This is a genomic window from Aliivibrio sifiae, assembly GCF_002954715.1.
GTDB lineage: Bacteria > Pseudomonadota > Gammaproteobacteria > Enterobacterales > Vibrionaceae > Aliivibrio > Aliivibrio sifiae.
Window position 1 is genome coordinate 264,862 of the sequence record NZ_MSCP01000001.1, and the last position, 26,824, is coordinate 291,685.

Annotated in this window: 23 protein-coding genes and 1 pseudogene; 15 read left to right on the forward strand and 9 right to left on the reverse strand. The window is 38.5% G+C overall.

Annotation, left to right across the window (positions count from 1 at the left end):
- Nucleotide 1: 1 nt before the first annotated feature.
- Together trhP and rdgC are read right to left on the reverse strand one after the other, a co-directional pair.
- Entirely contained in the window at nt 2-1,390 is a 1,389-nt protein-coding gene (gene trhP, locus BTO23_RS01115; protein ID WP_060991693.1) for a prephenate-dependent tRNA uridine(34) hydroxylase TrhP, read from the reverse strand.
- 304 nt (nt 1,391-1,694) lie between these two features.
- Entirely contained in the window at nt 1,695-2,606 is a 912-nt protein-coding gene (gene rdgC / locus BTO23_RS01120) for a recombination-associated protein RdgC (protein WP_172795133.1), read from the reverse strand.
- Nucleotides 2,607-2,821: 215 nt separating this feature from the next.
- On the opposite strand from rdgC, the gene phoB reads away from it, so the two are divergent.
- The 8 genes from phoB (at nt 2,822) to BTO23_RS01160 (ending at nt 11,966) form a co-directional block, all read left to right on the forward strand.
- A complete protein-coding gene (gene phoB, locus BTO23_RS01125; protein WP_060991691.1) occupies nt 2,822-3,514 on the forward strand; it encodes a phosphate regulon transcriptional regulator PhoB in 693 nt (230 codons plus the stop codon).
- A 35-nt stretch (nt 3,515-3,549) separates the two neighbouring features.
- Nucleotides 3,550-4,848 (forward strand): phosphate regulon sensor histidine kinase PhoR, encoded by a 1,299-nt coding sequence (phoR, locus tag BTO23_RS01130; RefSeq protein WP_060991690.1) that lies wholly within the window; start codon nt 3,550-3,552, stop codon nt 4,846-4,848.
- A gap of 16 nt (nt 4,849-4,864) precedes the next feature.
- Nucleotides 4,865-5,845: a PstS family phosphate ABC transporter substrate-binding protein gene (locus BTO23_RS01135; RefSeq protein WP_374954016.1), complete on the forward strand. Its 981-nt coding sequence runs from the start codon at nt 4,865-4,867 to the stop codon at nt 5,843-5,845.
- Nucleotides 5,846-5,920: 75 nt separating this feature from the next.
- Nucleotides 5,921-8,134, forward strand: a complete 2,214-nt coding sequence (locus tag BTO23_RS01140; protein WP_105062841.1) for an ABC transporter permease subunit — start codon at nt 5,921-5,923, stop codon at nt 8,132-8,134.
- A 23-nt stretch (nt 8,135-8,157) separates the two neighbouring features.
- Nucleotides 8,158-9,681, forward strand: a complete 1,524-nt coding sequence (gene pstA / locus BTO23_RS01145; protein WP_060991687.1) for a phosphate ABC transporter permease PstA — start codon at nt 8,158-8,160, stop codon at nt 9,679-9,681.
- A 4-nt stretch (nt 9,682-9,685) separates the two neighbouring features.
- Nucleotides 9,686-10,504, forward strand: a complete 819-nt coding sequence (gene pstB, locus BTO23_RS01150; RefSeq protein ID WP_060991686.1) for a phosphate ABC transporter ATP-binding protein PstB — start codon at nt 9,686-9,688, stop codon at nt 10,502-10,504.
- Between the two features lie 40 nt (nt 10,505-10,544).
- Nucleotides 10,545-11,243 carry a phosphate signaling complex protein PhoU gene (gene phoU, locus BTO23_RS01155; RefSeq protein ID WP_060991685.1) on the forward strand — a complete coding sequence of 233 codons (699 nt, stop codon included), beginning with the start codon at nt 10,545-10,547 and terminating at the stop codon, nt 11,241-11,243.
- Nucleotides 11,244-11,405: 162 nt separating this feature from the next.
- Nucleotides 11,406-11,966, forward strand: coding sequence for a VC2662 family protein (locus BTO23_RS01160; RefSeq protein ID WP_060991684.1), 561 nt, complete (start codon nt 11,406-11,408; stop codon nt 11,964-11,966).
- A gap of 86 nt (nt 11,967-12,052) precedes the next feature.
- Here BTO23_RS01160 and BTO23_RS01165 read toward each other — a convergent pair whose 3' ends face one another.
- The 4 genes and pseudogenes from BTO23_RS01165 to BTO23_RS01180 form a co-directional block, all read right to left on the reverse strand.
- Nucleotides 12,053-12,547 (reverse strand): hypothetical protein, encoded by a 495-nt coding sequence (locus tag BTO23_RS01165; protein WP_105062842.1) that lies wholly within the window; start codon nt 12,545-12,547, stop codon nt 12,053-12,055.
- A 375-nt stretch (nt 12,548-12,922) separates the two neighbouring features.
- Nucleotides 12,923-13,847 (reverse strand): annotated as a pseudogene (locus BTO23_RS01170) (LysR family transcriptional regulator).
- A gap of 198 nt (nt 13,848-14,045) precedes the next feature.
- Complete coding sequence (locus BTO23_RS01175) at nt 14,046-14,900, reverse strand: YadA C-terminal domain-containing protein (RefSeq protein ID WP_170066685.1); 855 nt, start codon at nt 14,898-14,900, stop codon at nt 14,046-14,048.
- Between the two features lie 188 nt (nt 14,901-15,088).
- Nucleotides 15,089-16,015, reverse strand: coding sequence for a LysR family transcriptional regulator (locus tag BTO23_RS01180; RefSeq protein ID WP_105062843.1), 927 nt, complete (start codon nt 16,013-16,015; stop codon nt 15,089-15,091).
- Between the two features lie 287 nt (nt 16,016-16,302).
- On the opposite strand from BTO23_RS01180, the gene BTO23_RS01185 reads away from it, so the two are divergent.
- On the forward strand, nt 16,303-16,932 hold the full coding sequence (locus BTO23_RS01185; RefSeq protein ID WP_105062844.1) for an AcfA family outer membrane beta-barrel protein: 630 nt from the start codon (nt 16,303-16,305) through the stop codon (nt 16,930-16,932).
- Nucleotides 16,933-16,972: 40 nt separating this feature from the next.
- A complete protein-coding gene (locus BTO23_RS01190; protein ID WP_060991679.1) occupies nt 16,973-17,338 on the forward strand; it encodes a YgiW/YdeI family stress tolerance OB fold protein in 366 nt (121 codons plus the stop codon).
- 67 nt (nt 17,339-17,405) lie between these two features.
- On the opposite strand, the gene BTO23_RS01195 is transcribed toward BTO23_RS01190, so the two are convergent.
- Nucleotides 17,406-18,149 (reverse strand): copper homeostasis protein CutC, encoded by a 744-nt coding sequence (locus BTO23_RS01195; protein WP_060991678.1) that lies wholly within the window; start codon nt 18,147-18,149, stop codon nt 17,406-17,408.
- 251 nt (nt 18,150-18,400) lie between these two features.
- Nucleotides 18,401-19,009 (reverse strand): peroxiredoxin C, encoded by a 609-nt coding sequence (locus BTO23_RS01200; protein ID WP_060991677.1) that lies wholly within the window; start codon nt 19,007-19,009, stop codon nt 18,401-18,403.
- Nucleotides 19,010-19,139: 130 nt separating this feature from the next.
- Between BTO23_RS01200 and BTO23_RS01205 the strand changes: the two genes are divergently transcribed.
- The 3 genes from BTO23_RS01205 (at nt 19,140) to aceA (ending at nt 23,562) form a co-directional block, all read left to right on the forward strand.
- Complete coding sequence (locus BTO23_RS01205; RefSeq protein ID WP_061030227.1) at nt 19,140-20,039, forward strand: hydrogen peroxide-inducible genes activator; 900 nt, start codon at nt 19,140-19,142, stop codon at nt 20,037-20,039.
- 575 nt (nt 20,040-20,614) lie between these two features.
- The gene (gene aceB, locus BTO23_RS01210) at nt 20,615-22,219 is read left to right on the forward strand and encodes a malate synthase A (protein ID WP_105062845.1); all 1,605 of its coding nucleotides are present in this window, start codon (nt 20,615-20,617) and stop codon (nt 22,217-22,219) included.
- Nucleotides 22,220-22,233: 14 nt separating this feature from the next.
- Nucleotides 22,234-23,562, forward strand: coding sequence for an isocitrate lyase (gene aceA / locus BTO23_RS01215; RefSeq protein WP_061003073.1), 1,329 nt, complete (start codon nt 22,234-22,236; stop codon nt 23,560-23,562).
- A gap of 108 nt (nt 23,563-23,670) precedes the next feature.
- Here aceA and BTO23_RS01220 read toward each other — a convergent pair whose 3' ends face one another.
- Nucleotides 23,671-24,114, reverse strand: a complete 444-nt coding sequence (locus BTO23_RS01220; protein WP_060991673.1) for a CBS domain-containing protein — start codon at nt 24,112-24,114, stop codon at nt 23,671-23,673.
- 243 nt (nt 24,115-24,357) lie between these two features.
- On the opposite strand from BTO23_RS01220, the gene queA reads away from it, so the two are divergent.
- On the forward strand, nt 24,358-25,410 hold the full coding sequence (gene queA / locus BTO23_RS01225; RefSeq protein WP_061030225.1) for a tRNA preQ1(34) S-adenosylmethionine ribosyltransferase-isomerase QueA: 1,053 nt from the start codon (nt 24,358-24,360) through the stop codon (nt 25,408-25,410).
- Nucleotides 25,411-25,607: 197 nt separating this feature from the next.
- A complete protein-coding gene (gene tgt / locus BTO23_RS01230; RefSeq protein WP_045102741.1) occupies nt 25,608-26,735 on the forward strand; it encodes a tRNA guanosine(34) transglycosylase Tgt in 1,128 nt (375 codons plus the stop codon).
- Nucleotides 26,736-26,824 lie beyond the last annotated feature (89 nt).

Consider the following 26,824-nt stretch of genomic DNA (forward strand, 5'->3'; position numbering starts at 1 on the left):
CTTACTTGCCGTGTGGGTTACGAGTATCTTCACCCGTGTGTAAGTTACGCATTAGAAGACCGTATTCTAAATCAACGTTTGCAGGTACTGGGATGAATACAAAGTGGCCGTTGCCTTTTGCTGCATCTACCGCTTCGCTCTTACGGTTTTCCATTACTTCTAGCGTTAGTGTTAAGTTACCTTGTGGAGTCATGATCTCAACCGAATCACCCACTAGGAATTTATTTTTAACATCAACTTCCGCTAAATCACCACGGCGTTTACCTGTAAACTCACCAACAAATTGTTGAGAATCTGAGATAGAGTAACCGTAATCGTAGTTTTGGTATGTGTCATGTGTATGACGACGTAAGAAACCTTCTGTGTAACCACGGTGAGCTAGGCTTTCTAGCGTACCCATTAGGCTTTCATCGAATGGTTTACCTGCAACGGCATCATCAATCGCTTTACGATAAACTTGAGCAGTACGAGCACAGTAGTAGAAAGACTTAGTACGACCTTCGATTTTAAGAGAGTGTACACCCATCTTAGTTAGGCGCTCTACGTGTTGGATAGCACGAAGATCTTTAGAGTTCATGATGTAAGTGCCATGCTCGTCTTCAAATGCTGCCATTTTTTCTTCAGGGCGGTGTGCTTCAGAAAGAAGAACTACTTCATCAGTTGGTTTGCCTAAACCTAGTGTGTTGTCTGGACGCTCGTCCTGAACTTCTACATCTTGGATCTCAACACCGGTTGGATTCGCTTCAACGATCTGACCGTTTTCGTCTTCTTTAGCTTCTTCAGCTTTGTATTCCCAACGACATGCATTAGTACATGTACCTTGGTTCGGATCACGCTTGTTCATGTAGCCAGAAAGTAAGCAGCGACCAGAGTACGCCATGCATAATGCACCGTGTACAAAAATTTCTAGTTCTGTATCAGGACAGTGTTCACGGATCTCTTCAATTTCTTCTAGTGATAATTCACGAGATAGGATCACACGCTCAACACCTTGAGTAGACCAGAATTTCACTGTAGCCCAGTTAACAGCGTTAGCTTGAACTGACAGGTGAATAACTACTTCAGGGAATGCTTCACGAACCATCATGATTAAACCAGGATCTGACATGATTAATGCATCAGGTCCCATCGCAACGATTGGCTCTAAGTCACGAATGAAGGTTTTTAACTTTGAGTTATGTGGTTGGATATTACATACCACATACAGTTTTTTACCTTGCGCGTGCGCTTCGTTAATGCCGATTTCTAGGTTTTCATGATTGAATTCGTTGTTACGAACACGAAGGCTGTAACGTGGTTGGCCTGCATAAACGGCATCTGCACCGTAGGCAAACGCATAACGCATATTTTTAAGGCTGCCCGCAGGCGAAAGTAGTTCTGGTTTAAACATCATTGCTTCCCAATTTTATATTCTGATCTCAGGTCAGGTCATATCACATGGATATGAAGGAGGCCGGATTTTACATGGAAAGTGAGGGAAGTGCTAGGGTATAAAGAAAGGTTTCAGATCGCTTCGCTTTCAGGTTGAAAAAGCAGTAAAGAAAATAGAGGATTAAGAGCTTAGATCGCAGCCTTAATAAACTTCAGATATGTTCGCTGAAAGTAAAGAATCAAAGATGATTTTTTGGTCTGAGAGATTGCCGCAAGCACCTCTGAACTCTTCAAGGAGCTTGCGACCGATCTGAGTCCTGCTTTTACTCTTTCTCTTCAATGCCACCAAGTGCTTTGAAAAGATCAGGTAGTAGAGCATCAAGCTCTGAACTCATTAGAGAAAAATCAGCATCAAAACGTGCTGCTTTATCTTCAAAACCAATATCTTCGTTTTGGTCTTTAATTTCATCGCTGAATTTTAGGCGTTTTAGAGATAGGTCATCCGCAAGGATAAACTCTAAACGGTCTTGCCAAGTTAGGGCTAATTTAGTCACAACTTTGTTCGCATCAATATGAGCGTGGATCTCATCACACACTAATTCTTGTTGCTTACAACGAATCACGCCGCCATCTTCTAAAATAGCTTTTAGTTCTGCTTCTTCACCCATCTCAAAACCTTGAGGACAAGTGCCAGTTTTAACCCACTCAGTTAATGCATTTTCAATTGGTTGAGTTGAGGTAAGAGGAACAACAGGTAAGCTGCCGATAGATTTACGAAGTAACGCTAATACGTCTTCTGCTTTTTTGTAGCTGCCAGCATCAACAATAATAAAACCTGATTCAGGCAAGATTAATGCGTAAGTTTGTTGGTGTTTGCTGAAAGCGCGAGGAAGAAGATCAATCACTATGTCATCTTTGATAGAGTCTTTCTCTTTTTTCTTAAGAGGGCGACCCTGTTCAATTTCCATCGCATCAATTTTTGCGTTCATTGACTCTTTAATCACAGACGCTGGCAACATTTTTTCTTCTTTCTTAGCACAGATAAGAATATTTTTGCTTGCTACGTGAGTCAGCATATCACCATGACGGCCCATTGCAGTTACCCAGCCAAACTTTTGCATATCTTGGCTACCACAAGGTGTGAAACGGAAATCGTTCAGTTGTTTTTCAAGTTGCTCAGGATTGAGATCCACTTCTTTAGTAAAACGATAAATTAAACAATTTTTAAACCACATCATGCTGCTGAATTCCTGTCTTTTGTAAGTGCGCTTATGATAGGAGATTTTGATTCATTATGCTTGTAGAGTTTTCGGGATTTTGGGGAAATGCCCATAAGGTTGAAAATCGAATGATGAATTTATGAACTTTTCTTTTCAATAGTCACAAAAGTGTCATAATTACCTTTAATAATAGCGTTATAAATTTTGTTGGCTAATTTAGGTAAAAAAGAATGTCTAGAAGGATCCTTGTCGTAGAAGATGAAGCACCAATCCGTGAGATGCTATGTTTTGTATTAGAGCAGAAAGGATATGAACCAATAGAAGCAGAAGATTATGACACTGCACTTGGTTTACTCTGCGAACCTTACCCTGATTTAATTTTGTTGGATTGGATGTTGCCAGGTGGCTCAGGCATCAATTTGATCAAGCACCTTAAGCGTGATGAGTTCACGAAAAAAATTCCAGTTGTAATGCTAACCGCTCGTGGTGAAGAAGAAGATAAAGTCCGTGGCCTTGAAGTAGGCGCAGATGATTACATTACAAAACCATTTTCACCAAAAGAATTAATGGCGCGCTTGAAAGCGGTTATCCGTCGAGTTTCTCCAACATCAGTTGAAGAGCTGATAGATGTTCAAGGCTTAAAATTAGATCCGGTTTCACATCGCGTAACAGCGAACAATAAAGCATTAGATATGGGGCCAACTGAGTTTAAAATGCTGCATTTTTTTATGACGCATCAAGAACGCGTGTATAGCCGTGAACAATTATTAAATAATGTATGGGGCACGAATGTGTATGTAGAAGATCGCACTGTTGATGTTCATATTCGTCGTCTTCGTAAAGCATTAGAACTTGAAGGTCATGACCGCCTAGTTCAAACGGTTCGTGGGGCGGGTTACCGTTTCTCTGTCCAAGCATCGTAATTAATAATCAATAAAAGCACAAAAAGGTAAGATACATGGTTGAACGTCTTTCTTGGAAAAAGTTAGTCGGTGAATTGGCTTTTTTCTACATACCTTGGATCATTGTAGGGTATTTGTTTGATGCTATATGGCCATTGTTGTTTCTTGCCTCGTTTATTTTATTAATCTGGCATTTGCATAACCAGATTAAAATGTCTCGCTGGCTACATGAAGGGCGTAAAGCAACGCCTCCCTCAGCCTCAGGCAGTTGGGAACCGATTTTTGATGAAACGTATCGCTTACAGAAAAGACATAAAAAGCGTCGCAAAGAGTTATCCGCATTAATTCGTCGTTTTAGGCAAGGTGCCGAGGCTCTGCCTGATGCCGTGGTAGTTTTTCGTCATGAAGGAAATATCGTTTGGTGTAACAGCTTAGCGCAATCACTTCTTGGTTTTCGTTGGCCTGATGATTCAGGGCACCCAATCACGAATTTAATACGCACACCTGATTTTGTTCAATATTTAATGACTCAGAACTTTGATATTCCATTAGATATGCCGTCGCCGATTAACACCGATAAAACGCTTGAAATTCGTATCGTGACATACAGTGATGGTGAATATTTGATGGTGGTTCGTGATGTCACTCAAATTAAGCAGTTAGAAGGAATGCGTCGTAATTTTTTTGCTAATGTGTCGCATGAATTACGTACACCAATGACGGTACTGCGTGGTTATTTAGAGATGTCAGAAGATCCTGATATGCTTGTTGGGCCAATGTGGAATCGAGCTCACGGCGTAATGACAGAGCAATTATCACGAATGGAAAGTTTAGTTGAACAGCTATTAACGCTATCTAAGATAGAAGCGGCAGCGACATCTATGCTAGAAGATCGTGTTGATGTGCCATCTATGTTAGATATTTTAGAAAAAGAAGCGGTAGCGTTAAGTGGTGAAAGAAATCATGCTATTACTTTTAATGTAGATCATAACCTTAAAGTACAAGGTGATGAAGATCAGTTACGCAGTGCGATTTCGAATTTAGTTTATAATGCTGTTAAACATACGACTGAGGGTGCAGACATTACTGTTGAATGGAAGAAAGTGAAGTCCGGAGCAATGTTGGCAGTGACGGATTCAGGTCAAGGAATAGAGCCACAACATATTCCTCGTTTAACGGAGCGCTTTTATCGTGTAGATAAGGCTCGTTCAAGAGATACTGGTGGCAGTGGATTAGGACTTGCTATTGTAAAACATGCACTTAGTCACCATGATTCACAGTTAGAAATACAGAGTAAATTAGGAAAAGGGAGTACTTTTTCATTTATTCTGCCTAAAAGATTGATTTTGAAATAAGGATATAATGAATAACATGCATAGTAAAATACAAAGATGGTCTCGGGTGTTTTTTCCTGTGGGATTTCTTTGGCTGTGCATTGCTCAAAGTGGTTTGGCCTACGATGGGAAGTTAGCTCATTATGAGCGTGTATCTGGTATCTCTGGCAATTTATCTTCCATCGGCTCTGATACTCTCGCAAATATGATGACACTTTGGGCGGAAGATTTTCAACGGATCTATCCCCGAGTTAATATTCAAATTCAAGCATCAGGTTCTTCTACAGCTCCTCCAGCATTAATTGAAAGTACAGCACAGTTTGGCCCCATGAGTCGAAAAATGCGGCAAAGTGAAAAAGCCGCTTTTGAAAGACAATTTGGTTACCCACCTACTGAAATCCGAGTCGCTATTGATGCCCTCGGAATTTTTGTTCATCAGGATAACCCAATTAAAGGGTTAGATTTTATTCAACTTGATGCCATATTTTCAGCCACATTACGCTGTGGTGCATTAAAACCAATAAATCGTTGGGAAGACTTAGGAATCAAAGCTCGTTGGGCTACACATCAAATTCAACTGTTTGGTCGTAATTCAGTTTCTGGTACTTATGGTTATTTTAAAAATAATGCATTGTGTGATGGAGATTTTAAGGTCAATGTTAATGAACAACCGGGCTCAGCCTCTGTAGTTCAAGGTATTTCTGCTTCTGTTAATGGTATTGGTTATTCTGGCGTTGGTTATCAAATGTCGGGAGTGAAATTATTGTCTATCAGTAAAGAAGGGACTGATTACATTGAGCCGACAACGGATAATATAACGAGTGGTAAATATCCCTTAGCTCGTTTCTTATATATCTACATAAATAAGCCGCCAACAGCAAAGCTTAAGCCTCTGGAAGCCGAGTTTATTCGTTATATGCTTTCTGCTAATGGACAAAAAAGAGTAGAGCAAGACGGGTACATTGCACTATCTGAGCGGTTTGTTTTACAAGAATTATCCAAATTAGATTTACACTAAACTGTCATTATAGTGTCACTCATATAATGAAATATAAAACGATTATCAATAATTAAGTACAGAGGTTAACCCATCATGGCATACGCCAAACCTAATCAGAGAGTTCGAGATAAACAACGTCGTGTTGTTGATCTGATTATGCGTGTGTGGGTGAAATCCAGTGGCGTAGGGATCATCGCAGCCCTTATGCTTATTTGTTTTTATTTATTAGCGGTTATTGCTCCTATTTTTACATCCGTGAGTGTTGAACCTCTCTCTCAATATAACGTTTCTTACCATGATAATACGTTAGCAATAGGATCCGATGAGCAAGGGAAAATGGCGTATCGGATTGATGATACTGGACGTGTTGAGTTTATTGATCTCATTAATAAAAAATTAGTGAGCGAGCAGCAGATCATTAAAAATGCGACGGCCTTTACTTCAACGATTGAAAGCCAAGACTGGTTTGCGTTTGGTGATGATAAAGGACGGGTTCAGTTTGCCCAAATTGGGTTTCAAACAAATTATTCAAAAGGTAATCGCCAGCTTATTCCTCTGGTTGAAAAGTTTGCGCCATTCCCTGTGATTAAAGTTGATGAAAAGCAGCAAGCATTAACCCAATTGGCATTAAGCTTAACTGCAACTGAAGGGGTTATTTTAGCTAAAACACAAGATGAGCGTTTATTGGGTGTAGAGCTTGATAGTGTGGTTAACCAGATGACGGGAGAAACCGTATGGAAAGCAGTACCAATCACATTTGAACAAGCTGGCTTAGATAAAATTGATGTATTACTTTCAATGGTGATAACACCTAATAATGATTTTTTGTATTTGTTGTATCAGCATGAACTTCAAGTGTGGACGCTAAAAGATCACCAAGCTAATTTACGTGAACGTATTCCGTTAAAAAAATCAGCACAAAAACTGACATTATTATCAGGAGCACACTCTGTTTTGGTTCAGTTTGAAAATGGCACATTGTCCCAGTGGTTTGATACGATAAATGATGAAAAACGCAGATTAACGCTGATCCGTACTTTTGATTTTGGAGCGCCAATCTCTCAGTTATCACCAGAAGTATATCGAAAAGGAGTAAGTGTTATTGATGAAAAAGGGAATCTATCACTTATTCATACAACCACAGAAAAAACACTCTATCGCCAGCACCTATTTAATGATGATGTACTTGCCGTTACTCAACCACCGAATGCAGAAAAGCTTATTGTTCTTACTCCAAAAGGGTGGGAATGCTTTGAAGTAACAAATCCTCATCCAGAAGTCAGTGTGCAATCTGTCTTTGGACAAATATGGTATGAAGGATACCCTGAACCTGCTTACATTTGGCAATCAACCGCTGCTAACGATGACTTTGAATCTAAATTCAGTTTAATGCCACTGGCGTTTGGAACACTTAAAGCTGCCTTTTATGCTTTAATCTTTGCAGGTCCGATAGCCATTGGTAGTGCAATTTATACAGCGTATTTTATGTCTGCCAATGTTCGTCGTTACGTCAAACCGACCATCGAAATAATGGAAGCATTACCGACCGTGATTATTGGCTTATTAGCGGGTATTTGGCTTGCTCCCATTGTTGAAAATAATTTAGTTGCTGTCTTTAGTTTATTTGTGTTTTTCCCTTTGAGTATGATTATTATTGCGTTTATTTGGCACATATTACCTGCTCATATCATGAGAAAATTACCTAGAGGTCAACATGCCATTTTACTTATTCCTGCACTAATTGGGATAGGGTATCTTACTTTTCAATATGGTTATTTGATTGAAAGTTGGCTATTTGATGGTGATTTACGACACTACCTTGGTGATAGGGGGGTTGGTTACGATCAACGCAATGCATTGGTGGTTGGGATAGCAATGGGAGCCGCCATTATTCCAACTATTTATACTATTGCTGAAGATGCGATTTTTTCAGTACCTAAACATTTATCTGAAGGTTCATTAGCGTTGGGAGCGACACAGTGGCAAACCTTAACTAAAGTGGTTTTGTTGACCGCAAGCCCGGGTATTTTTTCTGCGGTGATGATGGGATTAGGACGTGCCGTAGGCGAAACAATGATTGTATTAATGGCAACCGGTAACACCCCAATTATGGATGGCAATATTTTAGAAGGGATGCGAACTCTTGCTGCAAATATTGCGATTGAAATGCCAGAATCAGAAATGGGCAGTACACACTTTAGAATGCTTTTCTTAGCCGCTTTTTTATTATTTGTTTTTACCTTTTTCGTTAACTCATTGGCAGAATGGATACGCCAAGGGCTACGTGAAAAGTACCGCAGTTTATAGGTTGGTCGATATGACGGTGAATAATGAAACATTGGATTAAATCAGGATCTCCTTGGATATGGTTGACGGCAGGTTCTGTAAGTATCAGCATGATCGCTGTTCTTGGCATTCTATTATTGATTGGTTGGAAAGGGCTTTCCTATTTTTGGCCAACCCCATTGCAAGAATGGCATACGATTGATGGTAAAGTTATTGTTGGGCAACTTTATGATGTAGAAAAACTGCATGATACTAATACTGAGAAAAAAGAACGACTAGTTATCAAAGTCGGCAATCGAGATATTAATGGTTTTGATTTTATTAATATTGATAAAGACAAAATTAAATCGGTAAGTCAGCCTGTTGATTTAGCTGTGGTAGATAGACTTCAAAATGGTAAATATTTCGGTACTATTATTGAAACCTCGAGCGGTCTTGAATTAACTCGATTGCAAGTTGAAGCATGGGTGCGTAGTGAAAAAGCCAAAATAGATCTGCTAGAGCAAGAGCAACGTAAGTTATATCGATTACTTGATGCCTTACCAAATTCAGGTTTATTAAGCGATGAAAGTAAAAAACGCGAAACAGAATTAAATGAACAAGCTGAAACGATTGTTAATCAACTCAGTCATAGTTACTTGATTTTGCAAGATAGTCAGGGTGAAAAGTACAAATTAAGTAGCGATAATGTGGTTGATATTTGGTTTCCTAATGCGATGTCTTTAAAAGAAAAAACGATGCATTGGGTTGGGGAGTTGTATGACTTTGTGTCAGATAATCCAAGAGAAGCAAATTCAGAAGGCGGCGTCTTTCCAGCTATTTTTGGTACTATTTTATTAGTGCTTTTAATGTCGGTCATAGTGATGCCATTAGGGGTCATTGCCGCTATTTATCTACATGAATACGCAAAGCCAAATATGCTGACAAGATTAGTTCGAATTGCAGTGATAAATCTCGCAGGTGTACCATCTATTGTATATGGAGTGTTTGGTTTAGGCTTCTTTGTGTATGTGGTGGGTGGAACGCTTGATCAACTTTTTTATTCAAATGAGTTACCAACACCAACGTTTGGAACGCCTGGTTTATTGTGGTCAGCGTTAACTCTCGCGATTTTAACACTTCCAGTTGTTATTGTTGCAACCGAAGAGGGATTAAGTCGTATACCTAATTCTGTTCGCCATGGCTCATTGGCTCTAGGGGCTACGCAATTTGAGACCTTGTGGAAAATCGTTTTGCCTATGGCAAGTCCTGCCATTATGACCGGATTAATTTTAGCGGTTGCAAGGGCGGCGGGTGAGGTTGCTCCTTTAATGCTGGTTGGTGTCGTTAAACTGGCACCTTCTTTACCCGTAGATAATGTAGCGCCTTATTTACACTTAGATCGTAAATTCATGCACCTTGGTTATCATATTTATGATGTAGGTTTCCAAAGTCCAAATGTAGAAGCAGCTCGTCCTATCGTTTATGCTACGGCATTTTTATTAGTTACCGTTATTATTGGATTAAACTTAACTGCCATTGCTATTCGTAATAATTTACGAGAGAAATATCGAACATTGGAGTTGTAGCTATATGTATTCATTATCACCAGACCTCTCTTTTTTATCGTCAATAGACGTCAACGAGCTATCGGATGAAAATACAGCGATAGAGATTAACAATCTCAGTTTGCATTATGATAAAACGTCAGCATTATCTAATATCGATATGCGTATTCCTAAAGGGCAGGTGACCGCTTTTATTGGTCCATCTGGTTGTGGTAAATCTACGTTACTACGTTGCATTAACCGAATGAATGATTTGGTCGATAACTGCAAAATCAGAGGGTCAATAAAACTGTTTGGTGATGATATTTATCAGCCAAATACTGATATCCCTTCACTACGTCGTCGTGTTGGAATGGTGTTTCAACGGCCAAATCCGTTTCCTAAATCAATATATGAGAACGTAGTTTACGGTTTACGTTTACAAGGGATTAAAGAAGCGAGAATATTAGATGAAGCGGTAGAAGATGCTTTAAAAGCGGCGGCTTTATGGGATGAAGTAAAGCACCGTTTGCATGAAAATGCGTTTGGATTATCCGGTGGCCAGCAACAACGATTAGTGATTGCTAGAGCGATTGCTATTGAACCTGAAGTTTTATTATTAGATGAGCCGACATCAGCATTGGATCCGATATCTACCCTGACTATTGAAGAGCTTATATACGAATTAAAAAGTAAATATACCGTTGTTATTGTTACTCATAATATGCAACAAGCAGCACGTGTAAGTGATCATACAGCTTTCATAAATCAAGGTAAATTGGTTGAATACGGCAATGCGAATACCATTTTTACTTCTCCTGTGCATAAACAAACAGAAGATTACATTACAGGTCGTTATGGGTAATTCACCTATGGCAGGCCAACTAATAAAATAAGGATATATCATGCAACTTGGTCGACATATTTCAGGCCAATTTAACACCGAGCTTGAAGCCATTAGAACTCATGTATTAACCATGGGAGGAATGGTGGAACAGCAACTTACCTATGCATTAGAAGCATTGCATAATCATGATGCTGAATTAGCAAAACGTGTTATGCATGAAGATCATAAAGTTAACGCGATGGAGGTTGCAATTGATGAAGCATGCACGCGCATTATTGCTAAGCGACAACCCACCGCAAGTGATTTACGTTTGGTCATGGCAATCATTAAAACAATTACTGATCTAGAACGTATTGGTGATGTTGCATCTCAGATCGCTAAGGTTTCATTAGAAAACTTTACCAACAAACAACACTCTTTACTCGTTTCTCTTGAGTCACTAGGTCGCCAGTCAGTCAAAATGATGCATACCGTGTTAGATGCTTACGCCCGAATGGATGTTAAAGCTGCAACCGAGGCATATAAGTTTGATGATAAAATCGATGCAGAATATGAAGCGGTAGTACGCCAGCTTATGACGTATATGATGGAAGACCCAAGTTCAATTCCAAGTGTAATGAAAGTGATGTGGGCTGCTCGTGCAATTGAGCGAGTGGGTGATCGTTGTCAGAATATTTGTGAATACATTATCTACTTTGTAAAAGGTAAAGACGTACGTCATATTGGTGATCAAAACATTGATGATGTGATCAAGTAACAATTTGACTTAAAAATAATACTCATAGAGTAACTTTTTGAACTATGCTGTATTTATTGATGAATATGAGTATATTATGAGCTATTGCATTCACTATGCGATTGATAATACAAAAATAGATTCATTTAATAATCATAAATTATAGTAATAAAGGAATATATTATGAAGAAAATTTTAGTTGGTACTTGCGCGGCGTTATCTATGGTTTCATCGTTCGCTATGGCAGACAGCACTCCTGTGATGTTTTCATCTCTGAATGGTTTTAACGCACCAGCGGCAAGTGAAGTAACAGGCGTACGTTTAGCAGCTCTTCATGGTAAAACGGGTGATGTAACAGGTGTCGATTTTGCACTTGGTATGTCAGAAAGTGATAACCTAACCGGTGTTAACTTCCCTCTATTTATCGGTGCTAACAAAGTTAATGGCAATATGACAGGTGCATCTTTCGGCCTATTTAACTGGCACAAAGGTGAAGATCTAGGTGCTAACTTAGGTTTTGTTAACATTACTAATAATGTTAAAGGTGCGAACCTATCTGCAGTTAACTATTCTGAAGGCTACACAATGGTTGATGTTGGCGTTGCAAACCTTTCAAACGATTCACACGTTCAAGTGGGTTTATTCAACATGACATCTGAGATTAAAGGTGTTCAAGTTGGTCTAATCAACTGTGCAGAAAATGGCTTCCTACCATGTTTCCCTATCGTGAACTTTGCGATGTAATTTGATTTAAAATTAAATAAAAATGGCGCTGCTTTATTATAAAGCAGCGCCATTTTTGTATCTGTTTAATTAATATTTGGTTGGTATTAAAAAGTAAATGTCATACCAATATTAAAGTTAGTCGATAAATCATAAGGTATATAAGTATCGCTCATTGGGAAATAGTTAAGATCAACACCAGCTCTTAAGCCTATTTGCTCAGTTGCTTGGAAAACATAAGCTGCGCCAAGGCTTGACCCTAATGTACTCTCTTTTGTTGTATCTCCACTTTTGGTTTTTTTACCATCATAGTTAGCAACACCGACTTCAAATTGCACACCGTGTATTTTTGCTGAACCAAACATCTGTTGAACACCAAAACGATATGAATCTATGGTTTCGTCATACATTGAACTGCTATAAACCGTACGACCATAACTTACATAAGCTGCATCGAAACCAAGTGCATCAGTCACGCCTGCTTGAATACCAAAGCCACCATAAGGACCAATCTTAATTTCTGGCGATATATGGATGTTATTAGCAAATGTATTTGCACTGAATAAAGTTGCGATAGCAAGAACTAGGTGTGTTTTTTTCATCTTGGATACTCTCTCATAATCATTTTAAAAGCATCCATGCTTTGTTTAATCTTTAATTGTTTTGATGAGGAGATAGTAATAAGAAATACAGTAAGTCACTAATCACATGTATTTATCTTGCTCATAACCAAAACTTATTAATGAGTAATTAATGCACTCAGAGTCATTTATCATTGCTTTGATACAAAGGGTTAGAAAAAGAAATTGGATTATTAGCATGATAAGAAGAATCATAATTACCCTACCTATTGTTATGAGTCACGTTCCTAGCCGATGAGAGAAGTATATGAAATGTACAAAAAAGCCTCCAATCCCTTAAAAGAATAGAGGCTTTAATCTTGAGTTATTAATGACTGAGGTTAATTGACCTAATAACTATTGGTTATCAATAAGTAAGGATTGAAGAATGTTTTTTAACCATAGCATCGTATGGTTATTACGATTTTTATGGTGGTAATAAGCGCAGACTTTAGGGTTAATATCTTGATTATCAAAAAGAATTTTAAGGCTTCGTAATTGGTGGTTATGTTCTATTTCTAAAAACTTAGATGCAGGGAATAGCATGTCAGAGTTATTAACTACATCAATAACAGCTGAAGGTAATTCAGATCTAAAGCCAATATTTGCTTCGTATCCTCTTATCTTTAATATCTTTTCTGCTAAAGATTGGTGAGAGTTCCAATCAACAGCAATTACTGTTGCTAGTTCGAAATTTACACCATCTTTCACTTCAATATTGTTACCTTTATAAGGATGGTCTTTTCGTATATAACCAGTAAAACGGTCTTGAGCTATAGCTTTTTGGATTAATTCTTTCGGAGCGTGGCTAATTTCATAATTAACTCCTAATTGAACTTCGTTATTAATGATATCGGTCATTGTGGATTTAGACCAATTTAATAATTGCACTTTGAACGTTAGGTGCTTCAGTTCTAATTGCTTGAAATAAGCTATTGGCAATGGCGCTTAAAAGAAAAGGAGATAAAGCGATCTTAATTACGCCATCGAGCTCTTGTGGATTAAATTCATTACTTTCATTTAATGTTGACGATAATTCATCAAGTATTGGGGAGATGCTTTCTGCTAATTGATTCGCATATTCAGTAGCACGAAGGCCATGATGTGTTTTTACAAATAATTCATCACCAAAGTGATCACGTAGACGTTGTAGGGCTTTACTGATTGCTGGTTGAGAGACAAATAAGCGTTCAGAGGCCTTACGCATATTTCGTTCTTGATGCAGAATAATAAAAGTCCTTAAAAGATTAAGGTCTAAATTAGAAAATAAGTCTTTAGCCATGATATCACTCCTTTGAATACTATTTCATTGGAGCAGAGAACTGCATTATGGTAAAGAAAAAAAGCCTCTGGATGAGAGACAGAGGCAAAGGCTATCATAAGATAACACGTCAAAGACAGAATATTGTGTAGTTAAAAATAAGGTCAAATTATAGATAGAATAAAGTGCCCTACCAATCCTTGGTGGGGCGAGAGTTATTTATTTAAAGCTGTATTGAACACCAACGCCGCCAGCAACATCTGATGATGAGTAGCTGCCTGATGATTCATAATGGAAAGTACCAGAAACACTTAATTGTTCATTAATACCATAAGCCCCACCCAGTGCTAATGCTTCCTTAGAGCTAGAAAAACCAACACCAACACCGATTGCAAACTCACCATTTGTTACAAATGGACGAGCATTGGCAACGGCGTGTAAACCAGCTCTAACACCATCGATTTTTTCATCTTGTTCATTAAAGCGACGATTATTTTCTTCAGCCATTGCTTTAAAATCATTTTCTAATGAAGTGATGCGTTCACCATCACTTACATGTGGAATCCCCCAGTCTGGCGTATCACCGAAATCAGGACCAGGACGTTCTGGTGAATTGTCATCTACAGGTGGTTGTGTAGGCATTTCTTTACCATAATCAGGAGAAGCATCGTCTGGTTTTGGGCGATTTGGGCTATTATCAACTGGTGGTTGTGTAGGTATTTCTTTACCATAATCAGGAGAAGCGTCATCTGGTTGTGGACGGTCAACAGGTTTGTCTGGATTAATTCCCCAATCAGGTGAATGATCTGGTGTTGGACGTTCAGGTGTATTGTTATCCATTGGTGGTTGAGTAGGATTCATTGGTTTTCCGTACTCAGGAGAATTATCCATCGGTGGTTGAGCTGGGCCTAATCCCCAGTTTGGCGTATTTCCAAAATCTGGGCTTGGTCGATCTGCAACTGATGGCACTGAATTATCAATGCTTGGTAGTTCTGCTGGATTCTCAATAGTTGCTGCCATAACAGAAGAAGAAAAGATGGCCGTTAACGATAGCGCTAGAATAGTTTTTTTCATTTTATAACTCTCATATATTAATCATAAATTAGATTTAGTAATGAGCATCCTTGCTTACCGATAAATCTGTTTCCGTTTGATGGAATGAATAATATGGAGAGTAGCGGTTACTTTCTAATCATCTGTGATTATATTAATAATAAGTAATCCTTATTATTGTAGATATAATTGCGATCATTAATAAGCTATTAGTGGTGAGCTTCTAATAATAAATCAGTAATTAACTGATTTAGCCAAGTGTGCAGAGGGTTCTTTTTGTGCCTTTGGTGATAATAGCTATAAATAGGATAATTTAAGGGAATATCTCCAAGAGCTAGATCAATACGTCTTAAGCCTGAATATTGATGAGTTGGGAACAACGAAGTTGATGGGAAATACATATCTGTATGTTGAATAACATCAATTAGTGCCATTGGTAACTCTGAACGAAAGCCAACTTTATGTTCAATATCTAAGTGTTGCAGCACTTCACTAGCTAAACTTTTATTGCTATTCCAACCGGGGATTATTAAAGAGGCAAGTTCATATCCCTCAAAGTCATAAGGAGTGGCAACGTGCTTTTTTATGGGGTGATCATTTCGAATAATGACACAACCTGTCACGGTCATTAAATTACTAGCGAGTAACTCTTTAGATACCTTGTCATAATCATAATTAATCGCGATATCTAATTTTCCTTTAATTAGTTCATCAAAGGTTGAGATTGACCAGTTAAATAATTGGAGATCAACATTTGGTGCTTGTTCTCTTATTTCATGAAACAAAGCTCCAGATAAACAAGTTAGTACTTGAGGTGCTAACGCTATTTTTAGTGTTTGTTGCAATTCGCTTGGCTGAAAGTTTTCAGATTTATTTAATATTGAAGATAAACCATCAAGGTAAGGGTGAATGTTTTCTGCTAATTCTTCAGAAAATGGGGTTGCTTTTAATCCATGGTGAACTTTTATAAAAAGCTCATCATCAAAATGATTACGTAATTTTTGTAGCGCTTGACTTATGGCCGGTTGAGAGACAAAAAGACGCTCAGAAGCTTTTCTCATATTGAGCTCTTGAGAAAGAATTAAAAAGGTTCTTAGTAAGTTTAAGTCTAATGTTGCAAAGAGATCTTTAGCCATATTGAATTACTTCCTTATTGAAATTTGAATTATTAAATAATTCTTTACGCATCCTTCGTTAACTCTTCTTATTGTATTGAATTTATGATGAAAAAGTATGTATTTTTAAATACTGTAAATTATTACAGCTATTTAAAAACCTATAGAACGAGTCTAATAATTCTTAATTGAATTGATACAAATTGATAGAGAGAATCTTCACACTTCCTTCACGATCTCTTCTTTATAGTACTCACATTGATAATTAAGACCAAGCCCAACACGATAACGATAGGATTAAATTTACAATGAAAAAGTATTTATTTTTACTAATGGCTGCAACATCAACAAACGCATGTGCTGCACCATACGTAGGCTTAGAATATGGCGTTACAAACATGAGTCATGATTACTCAACTACTTTTTCAGATAATGTATCTTTAATGCCTGATGATTCAAGTTCAGCTTTTGGTGGTTTCGTTGGTTACCGTTTTAACGAGTTTGGTTTAGAGTTCGCTTATAAGAAGTTTGAGAGTGATGATTCTCGTAGTAAAACATTAAATTATCACCCACCAGTAGAAACAGAACGCGAGTGGAATGCTGATTTAGATGCGGCTCAATTTACATTTAAACCAGTGTATTTTTATAATTTTAATGAGAAATTACAATTAAAAACAGGCCTAGGTTTAACGTATACCCAATATAAATACGACTCATCAGCATATACAGAAACAGAAAATGATTTAACAGATCAAGAGTCAATTTCTGATCATGAGCACGGAGCATCTAAATCAGAAAGTGTATTTGGTGCTATCGCAAGCGTAGGTGTTGAGTATATGGTGATGCCAAGCTTAGCTTTAGGTGCATCAGCAAGCTATCAAGTAGATAGTATTGCTAATTCAACGTCGTTCATGTTGAGTTCAGCTTACTACTTTTAATATGCAGTTATAGAAGTTAATCATATTTGGAAATAATAAAATGAAAAAAATCGTATTAGTAAGTGCATTAGTATTGGCGTCAACAGGTGCGTTCGCAGCTCAAAACACTCAAGTTGCTAAAGGTGGGTTTACGGGCCCAAGTGCGGTGACTGTAAATACTGTTCAAGTCGCTCAAGAGGCAAAAGACGACACACCAGTAACATTAACGGGTTATATTGTGTCCTCACTAGGTGATGAAGAATATCAATTTAAAGATGCGACAGGTGAGATGATTGTTGAGATTGACCATCGTGATTGGAATGGTATTGAAGCAACTCCTGAAACAAAATTAGTAATTCAAGGTGAAGTAGACAAAGAGTGGAAACACACCGCTATTGACGTGAATACGGTGCAATTAGCGAAATGATTTTTCGATAGCGCTCAGTATCAAAAAGGCCAGAGATAATTCTTTGGCCTTTTTATTAGAATTAAATCTATTTAATATTCTGTCTTACGGCATCAATTTTTTTAGAGTCCGTCATTGGGACAATAAAATCATCTAAATCGCCAGCCCCCATTTTCACGCCATCTAATACTAATTTCATTTTACTTGGACGAGTTGATTTACCCGATAAGTGAACTTCAGTTATTCCTGTTTTTTCAATAATTTCTTTTGCATTATCAGCGGTCACGCCAGCACCAGCTAATATTTCAAATCGCCCATTTGCTAATTTAACCATCTCAGCTAATACATGAATGCCATCATAGGCATTAGCAGCAAGGCCAGATGTTAGAATTCGTTCGCACCCAAGCTCTGCAATATTTTCTATCGCTTTTTTATAATTAGAGCATTGGTCTACGGCACGATGAAATGTGACACCTAAATCATTATCATTGGCTATTTTCATTAAACGAGTAGCAAGTGGCATGTCGATATCGCCATTAGCTTTTAACACCCCAAAAACAACGCCTTGTAATCCAGCAAGTTTAGCGGCATGAATATCTTCTATCATTGCAGAGATATCATCGTTGTCGTATAGGAAGTCTCCTTGTCGAGGGCGGATCATGGCATAAACAGGAATAGAAGAGATAGCCGCTGCTTTTTTCATGAAACCAAAGCTTGGTGTTAATCCACCTAAAGCAAGTGAAGAACAAAGCTCAATGCGATCTGCGCCACCATTAATAGCATTATGCAGGGACTCTAAGTTATCGATACAGACTTCAATTTTAATAGACATGATGGGTAAATAAAAATAATTGAGAATGGAACAGTGTAAGGGATATTTAACTTTAGATGTGTGAAGAGGACGTCAGAATTACGGTCTAGAATAAAGAAAAAAGCCCTGAAGAAAACTTCAGAGCTTTTAGTATTAGGCAAACTTTCTGATTTTAGGCTACTGCGTTTATACGCTTTTAATATTCTAGCCACATGCACCGTTGAGCGTGGGTGCATTCGAGTACTTTGATGTAAAGTACTCTATGTTAGCAATTACTTGCTTAGGTCGTCAGCGTGTTCAGATAGGAATGCTGCAACACCTTTTGGAGATGCGTCCATACCTGCTTTGCCTTCTTCCCATTGTGCTGGACAAACTTCACCATTCTTCTCGTGGAAGTTTAGTGCGTCAACCATACGTAGCATTTCGTCGATGTTACGACCTAAAGGAAGATCGTTAACTACTTGGTGACGAACAAGGCCGTCAGCATCGATTAGGAAAGAACCACGGAAAGCAACACCAGCTTCTGGATGCTCAACGTCGTATGCTTTACAGATTTCGTGCTTAACGTCAGCAACTAGAGGGTACTTAACTTGACCAATACCACCATCTTCGATAGCAGTGTTACGCCATGCGTTGTGAGAGAATTGTGAATCGATAGAGATACCAATTACTTCTGCGCCTTTAGCTTGGAAATCAGCTAGACGATTGTCAAAAGCGATTAGCTCTGAAGGACAAACGAAAGTGAAGTCTAGTGGGTAGAAGAATACTACCGCTTTCTTACCTTTAGTGAATTCTGCGAAGTTGAAGTTATCAACGATTTCACCGTTACCTAGAACAGCTGCAGCAGTAAAGTCTGGTGCTTGACGACCTACTAGTACCATTTTTGAATCTCCTAAAAATTAGATTTTCCAAACTTCGTGTTTGGCTTTGCGTTTCAACAGGACAAACTATAGTACAAAAGGTATGATTGAAAAAAGCGAATTAAATAGATTGATGTAATCGAGAAAAACGATGAACAAATGGCCTTCATTAAAACAGTTACACTACTTTATTACTCTGCATGAGACTCGCCATTTTGGTGAAGCAGCAGAACGATGCTTTGTCAGCCAGTCAACATTAAGTAAAGGGATACAAAACCTTGAAGAATTAATTGGTTGCCCATTGTATGAGAGAGATAAAAAGACATTAGTTTTTACCCCTATCGGTGAAAAAGTCGTTGAGCAAGGACGAGAGTTATTAGCTAAAGGACAAGACTTAATCGAATTAGGTTCATTATGCCAAGGTGATGCAATGCAAGGGCAGTTGCGTGTTGGCTGTATTCCGACGATTGCCCCATTCTTATTGTGCGATTTAGTACAAGAGGTTAATAAAAGTTACCCGCAGTTGACGTTATTATTAAGAGAAGATACAACGACTAATTTGTTAGCAGCGTTAAGGCAAGGGCAGTTGGATGTCCTTATTCTTGCTCTGCCAGTTGATATTTCAGGGATGGAGAGTTTGGTCGTTGGTCGTGACCCATTCAAAATGGTTATTAGTAAAGATCAGGCAAGAACAATATCGACACCAATCCATTATGATGAATTGCCCGATGAGTTTGTTTTCTTATTAGAGAAGGAACATTGCTTAACGGAGCATGCGGTTTCTGCTTGTAAGCTAACAAGCAAAGAGAAAATAAACCCATTTACAGCAACAAGCTTGCATACTCTTGTCCAAATGGTAGCGAATGGTTTGGGTACAACTTTTATTCCTCAAATGGCAATTAAGCATGGTTTATTAGATAACCAAAACTTGGTTGTGGTTGAGCCTCCTGGTCAAGAGGCATCACGTGATATTGGTTTAGTTTGGAGGCCAAGTTCATCTCGCTTACAAGCTTTTCATCAACTAGCGGATGTCGTAAAAGATATATTATAGTTTTATGATCACATTTTAAGGCGCTTATTTATTTTTATAGATAGGCGCCTTTCTACTTTTGAATAATAGAGCAATTAGTGACCACCTTCTCACTTCTTTATATTCATTTAAAAACAGATCTGACCAGTTTGTCCTCTTTATTCTTGTTGTATATCGTCACTTTCCCATAGTCATTCGTTTAATTGAACGAACCTTCCTCTTTTTTTAGTTCTATCCTCCTGTTTTCTTTGTGAAATTAAAACTGTGAATTTTACATGTTCAATTTTACAAGTTTAATTTGTGTAATTTTATAACGTTATTTTCATTTCATTTTGACTTTTGGGTGTTACATAAATGTAAAAGTTAATCTTTGACAATTATCTTTGTAGAGCATTTACTCATAACTCAACTTTCTGTTTTATGTCGACATCTTATTGAAAACTCAAGGCGATATTAGCCTTTGGTAGGGGTTGTAATTCATTCACTCTTTCGAGAGTGTAATAGATGTAAGCAGAAAGAATGATGAATAGGATGAAACATGAATACTAAATCGTAGTGTTTTAGTTACAAATGTAATTTTGCCGGAGGCGCAAACTATGACTGATACCATGACAACCACAAAACAAAAAATATCTATTGTTGGCGCTCAGTTGCCACAAGTTGAAGAAGTATTAAGCGCTGGGGCTGTCCGGTTTTTAACTCACGTTGTTAAAAAGTTTGCCCATCGAATTCCTGATCTTTTAGAAACACGTCAAATTCGTCAACGCAAAATAGACGCAGGCCAGTTACCTGATTTTTTAACCGAAACTCGCTCCATTCGAGAATCAGAGTGGATGATTCAAGGTATCCCTGAGGATCTTCAAGACAGACGAGTAGAGATCACTGGTCCTACTGATAGAAAAATGGTGATTAATGCTTTGAATGCCAATGTAAAAGTATTCATGGCAGATTTTGAAGATTCATTAGCGCCGTCATGGGAAGCGGTACTTGATGGGCAGATTAATCTTCGAGATGCGATGAATGGCACGATTCAATACACTAATCCTAATACTCAAAAGGTATATCAATTAAAACAAGATCCTGCGGTACTGATTTGCCGTGTTCGTGGCCTACATCTTCCAGAAAAACATGTGCTCTTCAATGGCGTTGCAATCCCCGGAGCCTTATTTGATTTTGCTCTTTATTTTTATCACAACTATCAAGCGTCTTTAAAGAAAGGTAGCGGACCTTATTTTTACTTACCAAAATTACAAGCTTATCAAGAAGCCGCGTGGTGGAGTGACGTATTCAGTTTTGCTGAACGAGAATTTGGTTTGAAACAAGGAACGATCAAAGCGACTGTTCTCATTGAAACTTTGCCTGCTGTATTTGAGATGGATGAGATCCTATATAGCTTAAAAGAGCATATTGTAGGATTAAATTGTGGCCGCTGGGATTACATCTTTAGCTACATTAAAACATTAAAAAATCATCCAGATCGCGTATTGCCAGATCGCCAAGTGGTGACGATGGAAAAACCATTCTTAAATTCTTATTCACGTTTATTAATCAAAACATGTCACAGAAGAGGGGCATTTGCGATGGGAGGAATGGCCGCCTTTATTCCATCGAAAGATCCAGTAAAAAATGATTGGGTGTTGAATAAAATCCAAACGGATAAATCATTAGAAGCGAATAATGGACATGATGGAACTTGGGTTGCTCATCCTGGATTAGCTGACACAGCAAGAGCAGAGTTCGACAAAGTATTAGGTGAAAGAACAAATCAACTGGATATCACTCGAAATACGGATTCATCAATTACGGCAGAAGAGTTATTAGCACCGTGTGAAGGTGAAAGAACAGAAGAGGGGATGCGTCATAACATTCGAGTGGCAGTTCAATACATTGAAGCGTGGATCACAGGAAGTGGATGTGTCCCTATTTATGGATTAATGGAAGACGCCGCTACGGCAGAAATATCACGAACGTCTATTTGGCAATGGATACAACATGGGAAAAAATTAGATAACGGGGAAACGGTCACCGCGGATCTATTTAGAACTATGTTATTAGAAGAAATGAAAGTAATAGAGGATGAATTGGGAACTGAACGTTTTGATTCAGGCCAATTTACTCAAGCGGCAAAACTGATGGAGCAATTAACCACCAGTGACCAACTAACGGACTTTTTAACATTATCTGGCTACGAATACTTATAAAAGAGGGAACTATTATGACGACATTTAAACCGCAAACTCGCCAACAACAAATCGATGCTCTAGAAAAAGATTGGGCTGAAAACCCACGTTGGGATGGCGTGACTCGTCCATATACCGCTGAGGAAGTAATTAATCTTCGAGGTTCATTTGCACCAGAAAACACAATAGCTCAAAAAGGCGCAGATAGACTGTGGGAACTAGTGAATGGTTCATCTAAAAAAGGATATGTGAACTGTCTTGGAGCCCTGACTGGTGGACAAGCAGTCCAACAAGCAAAAGCCGGAATTGAAGCAATATATCTTTCTGGTTGGCAAGTTGCGGCAGATAATAATACCGCATCAACCATGTACCCAGATCAATCGTTATACCCTGTAGATTCAGTACCTTCGGTCGTTAAACGTATTAATAATGCCTTTCGTCGTGCGGATCAAATCCAATGGTCAAATGGAACAACACCAGAAGAAGGCATTGATTACTTCCTTCCAATTGTTGCCGATGCAGAAGCCGGTTTTGGCGGAGTACTTAACGGTTATGAACTAATGCGCAATATGATTGAATCTGGAGCAGCAGGGGTTCACTTTGAAGATCAGCTAGCATCAGTGAAAAAATGTGGTCATATGGGAGGGAAAGTATTAGTACCTACTCAAGAAGCGGTACAAAAATTGGTTGCGGCTCGATTGGCTGCGGATGTAGCAGGAACAACAACGCTTGTTATCGCAAGAACTGATGCGAATGCTGCTGATTTACTGACATCTGATTGTGACCCATACGATCAAGAATTTATCGAAGGAGAGCGTTCAGCAGAAGGCTTCTATAAAGTAACAGCAGGTATTGACCAAGCCATATCTCGTGGTCTCGCTTACTCTCCTTATGCCGATTTAGTGTGGTGTGAAACAGCAACACCTTGTTTGGAAGAAGCCAGAAAATTTGCTGAAGCGATTCATGCTGAGTATCCCGACCAATTATTAGCATATAACTGCTCTCCATCGTTTAATTGGGAGAAGAATCTGGATTCAGAAACCATTGCTAAGTTCCAACAAGAGTTGGCTGATATGGGCTATAAATACCAATTCATCACGCTAGCGGGTATTCATAATATGTGGTTTAACATGTTTGAACTCGCACACTCTTATGCGCAAGGCGAAGGCATGCGTCATTATGTTGAAATGGTTCAACGTAAAGAATTTGAAGCAGCATCGAAGGGCTATACGTTCGTAGCGCATCAACAAGAAGTGGGGACGGGTTACTTTGATATTATGACTAATACGATTCAGGGAGGTAACTCATCTGTTACCGCGTTAACGGGGTCAACGGAAGAAGAGCAATTTAAAACAAACGCGTAGTGACTTTACGTTAATTCAATAAATTTAAATAATAAGAAACACCACACTATCACGTTTAGGGAGAATGGAATCTCCCTTTCTTTTTTACTTGTATTACACATTAATAATTTATTCGTCCATTTCCATCGGATCCACTTCTTCTTGTAATTCCAATAAGTTAATTGCGATAGTTACAAAATCTGAATCAGTAATAATGCCTACCAACTTCCCATGCTCGACAACAGGTAAACATCCTACTTTGTGTTTTTGCATAAATAATGCAGCGGACTTTAATCCACCATGCGGAGAAACACTCATGATGTTTTCATGCATTATATTATTGAGCGGGATATCCAAAGCTGATAATTCTTCAAGAGTTGGCTTTTCTAAGCATGACGTCTGAGCGGATAATAAATCACGCTGTGTTACCAATCCAATCAGTGCGTGTTCAGTATCTACAATAGGAATATGTCTAATACCGTGCTCGTCCATTAATGCTTTGGCATCTTCTAATGAATGTGAACGAAGCAGGGTATGAGGATGAGTTGTCATCATATCATTAACGGTAAACATAGCGTGCTCCTGCTATTTGAATGTCCTAAATTAAATATAGAATGAGAATGAATAAAAAAGTGCGAACTAGCTAGCGGTTTGAAGAGATAAAAATATTGATGATACTTTCTCTGTTTAAAGTCAAATTCATTAATTAAAATACTAATTTTTTCAAAATTTGAGAGGTATATTGCTTCATCTCTTGCTATTGCTCTGGGCGTGAATATACTACTCTGTCTGCCATTTTTGATGAAGAAGTAAACCATGCAAGTATCCGATTTCCACTTTGAATTACCCGATGAACTTATTGCTCGTTATCCTCAACCTGAGCGTACGGCAAGTCGCCTATTACAATTAAACGGTAATAGCGGTGAATTAGTTGATGGTCAGTTTACTGATGTGCTGGATTTAGTGCAGAGTGGTGATCTTGTTGTTTTCAATAATACTCGTGTTATTCCTGCGCGTATGTTCGGTGTAAAAGCCTCTGGCGGGAAACTAGAAGTATTAGTAGAACGTGTACTTGATGAGCATTCTGTGTTGGCTCATGTTCGTTGTTCTAAATCACCAAAACCAGGGAATCAGCTGTGGTTAGGTGAGAATCAAGAATATGAAGCAGAGATGGTTGCCCGTCACGATACCTTATTTGAGATTCGCTTCTCTTCTGAAAAGAAAGTATTAGATATCTTGGATGAAATTGGTCATATGCCATTACCGCCTTATATCGATCGTCCTGATGAAGATGCAGATAAAGAGCGTTATCAAACGGTTTATAATGAAAAGCCGGGCGCTGTTGCTGCTCCAACCGCTGGTTTACACTTTGATACAGACATTTTAGAAAAGATGAAAGCAAAAGGAGTAGAATTTGCTTACGTTACTCTTCATGTCGGTGCGGGTACATTCCAACCGGTTCGTGTTGATAATATCTTAGAACATCACATGCATTCTGAATACGCTGAAGTCTCTCAAGAAGTGGTTGATGCTGTTAATGCAGCTAAGGCGCGTGGTGGTCGTGTAATCTCTGTAGGGACAACCTCTGTGCGTTCTTTAGAAAGTGCAGCGCAACATGCTTTAAAGCAAGGGACTGAGTTAGCGCCGTTTTTTGATGATACTGAAATATTTATCTACCCAGGGTATGAGTTCCAAGTTGTTGACGCATTGGTGACAAACTTTCACTTGCCAGAGTCTACACTTATCATGCTTGTAAGTGCTTTTGCTGGTTATGAAAATACGATGAAAGCGTATGAGCAAGCGGTGAATAATCAATACCGTTTCTTTAGTTACGGTGATGCGATGTTTATTACAAAAAAAACAGCGTAATAAAAGTAAACTAACGCACTATATAAATTCAAATTTCACTCACGGAACCAGTGAAATAGGAAAACTGGATGTTTTCAACTAGGTTAACGGTAAAGTAAATAAAAGAGATTGTTAATCTAGCGGTGCATCATTAAACCTATTAGTGAATGCAAATTAAATAAATTGTCAGATTGTTTCTCTGGCTTATTGGAGGTTTCGTGAAGTACGAACTACTCAAAAAACAAGGTCGCGCACGTCGTGGTCAATTACAATTTGACCGTGGTACGGTTGAAACACCAGCATTTATGCCTGTAGGTACTTACGGTACAGTTAAAGGTATGACTCCAGAAGAAGTGAAAGATACTGGTGCTGAAATCTTACTAGGTAACACATTCCATTTATGGTTACGTCCTGGTCAAGAAATCATGAAACTGCATGGTGACTTACATGACTTCATGAACTGGAAGGGCCCAATCTTAACGGATTCAGGCGGTTTCCAAGTATTCAGTCTGGGTAAAACACGTAAGATCACTGAAGAGGGGGTTCATTTCCGTAGCCCTGTAAATGGTGACAAGATCTTTATGGATGCAGAGAAATCAATGCAAATCCAATATGATCTTGGTTCTGACGTGGTAATGATTTTTGATGAATGTACGCCATATCCTGCAACGCATGATGAAGCGCGTATTTCAATGGAACGTTCAATTCGCTGGGCTGACCGTAGTCGTAATGAATTTGATCGCCAAGAAAACCCGAACGCATTATTTGGTATTGTTCAAGGTGGTGTGTATGAAGATTTGCGTGATGTTTCTGTTGAAGCATTAACAAAAATTGGTTTTGATGGTTATGCTGTTGGTGGCCTAGCTGTAGGTGAGCCAAAAGAAGACATGCACCGCATTTTAGAGCATACGTGTCCACAATTACCGGAAGATAAGCCACGATACCTAATGGGTGTTGGTAAACCTGAAGATTTGGTTGAAGGTGTTCGCCGTGGTATTGATATGTTTGATTGCGTTATGCCAACGCGAAATGCACGTAATGGACACCTATTTGTGACTGGCGGTGTGATCAAGATCCGTAATGCGAAACATAAAACAGATACAACACCACTAGATCCTGAATGTGATTGTTATACTTGTCAGAATTACAGCAAGTCTTATCTACATCATTTAGATCGCTGTAATGAAATTTTAGGTGCACGTTTAAATACGATTCATAACTTACGTTATTACCAACGTATTATGGCGAGCATCCGTAAGGCTCTGGAAGAAGAACGTTTTGAGCAGTTCGTAGAAGAATTCTACGCACGTCGCGATCGTGAAGTTCCACCATTAAAAGACCTTTAAAAACAGAGTTATCACCCATATATCTAAAGGGATATGTGTATGGTCACATTTTAGAAACTGGAAATTAAAACTAGATACGAGGACGTTAT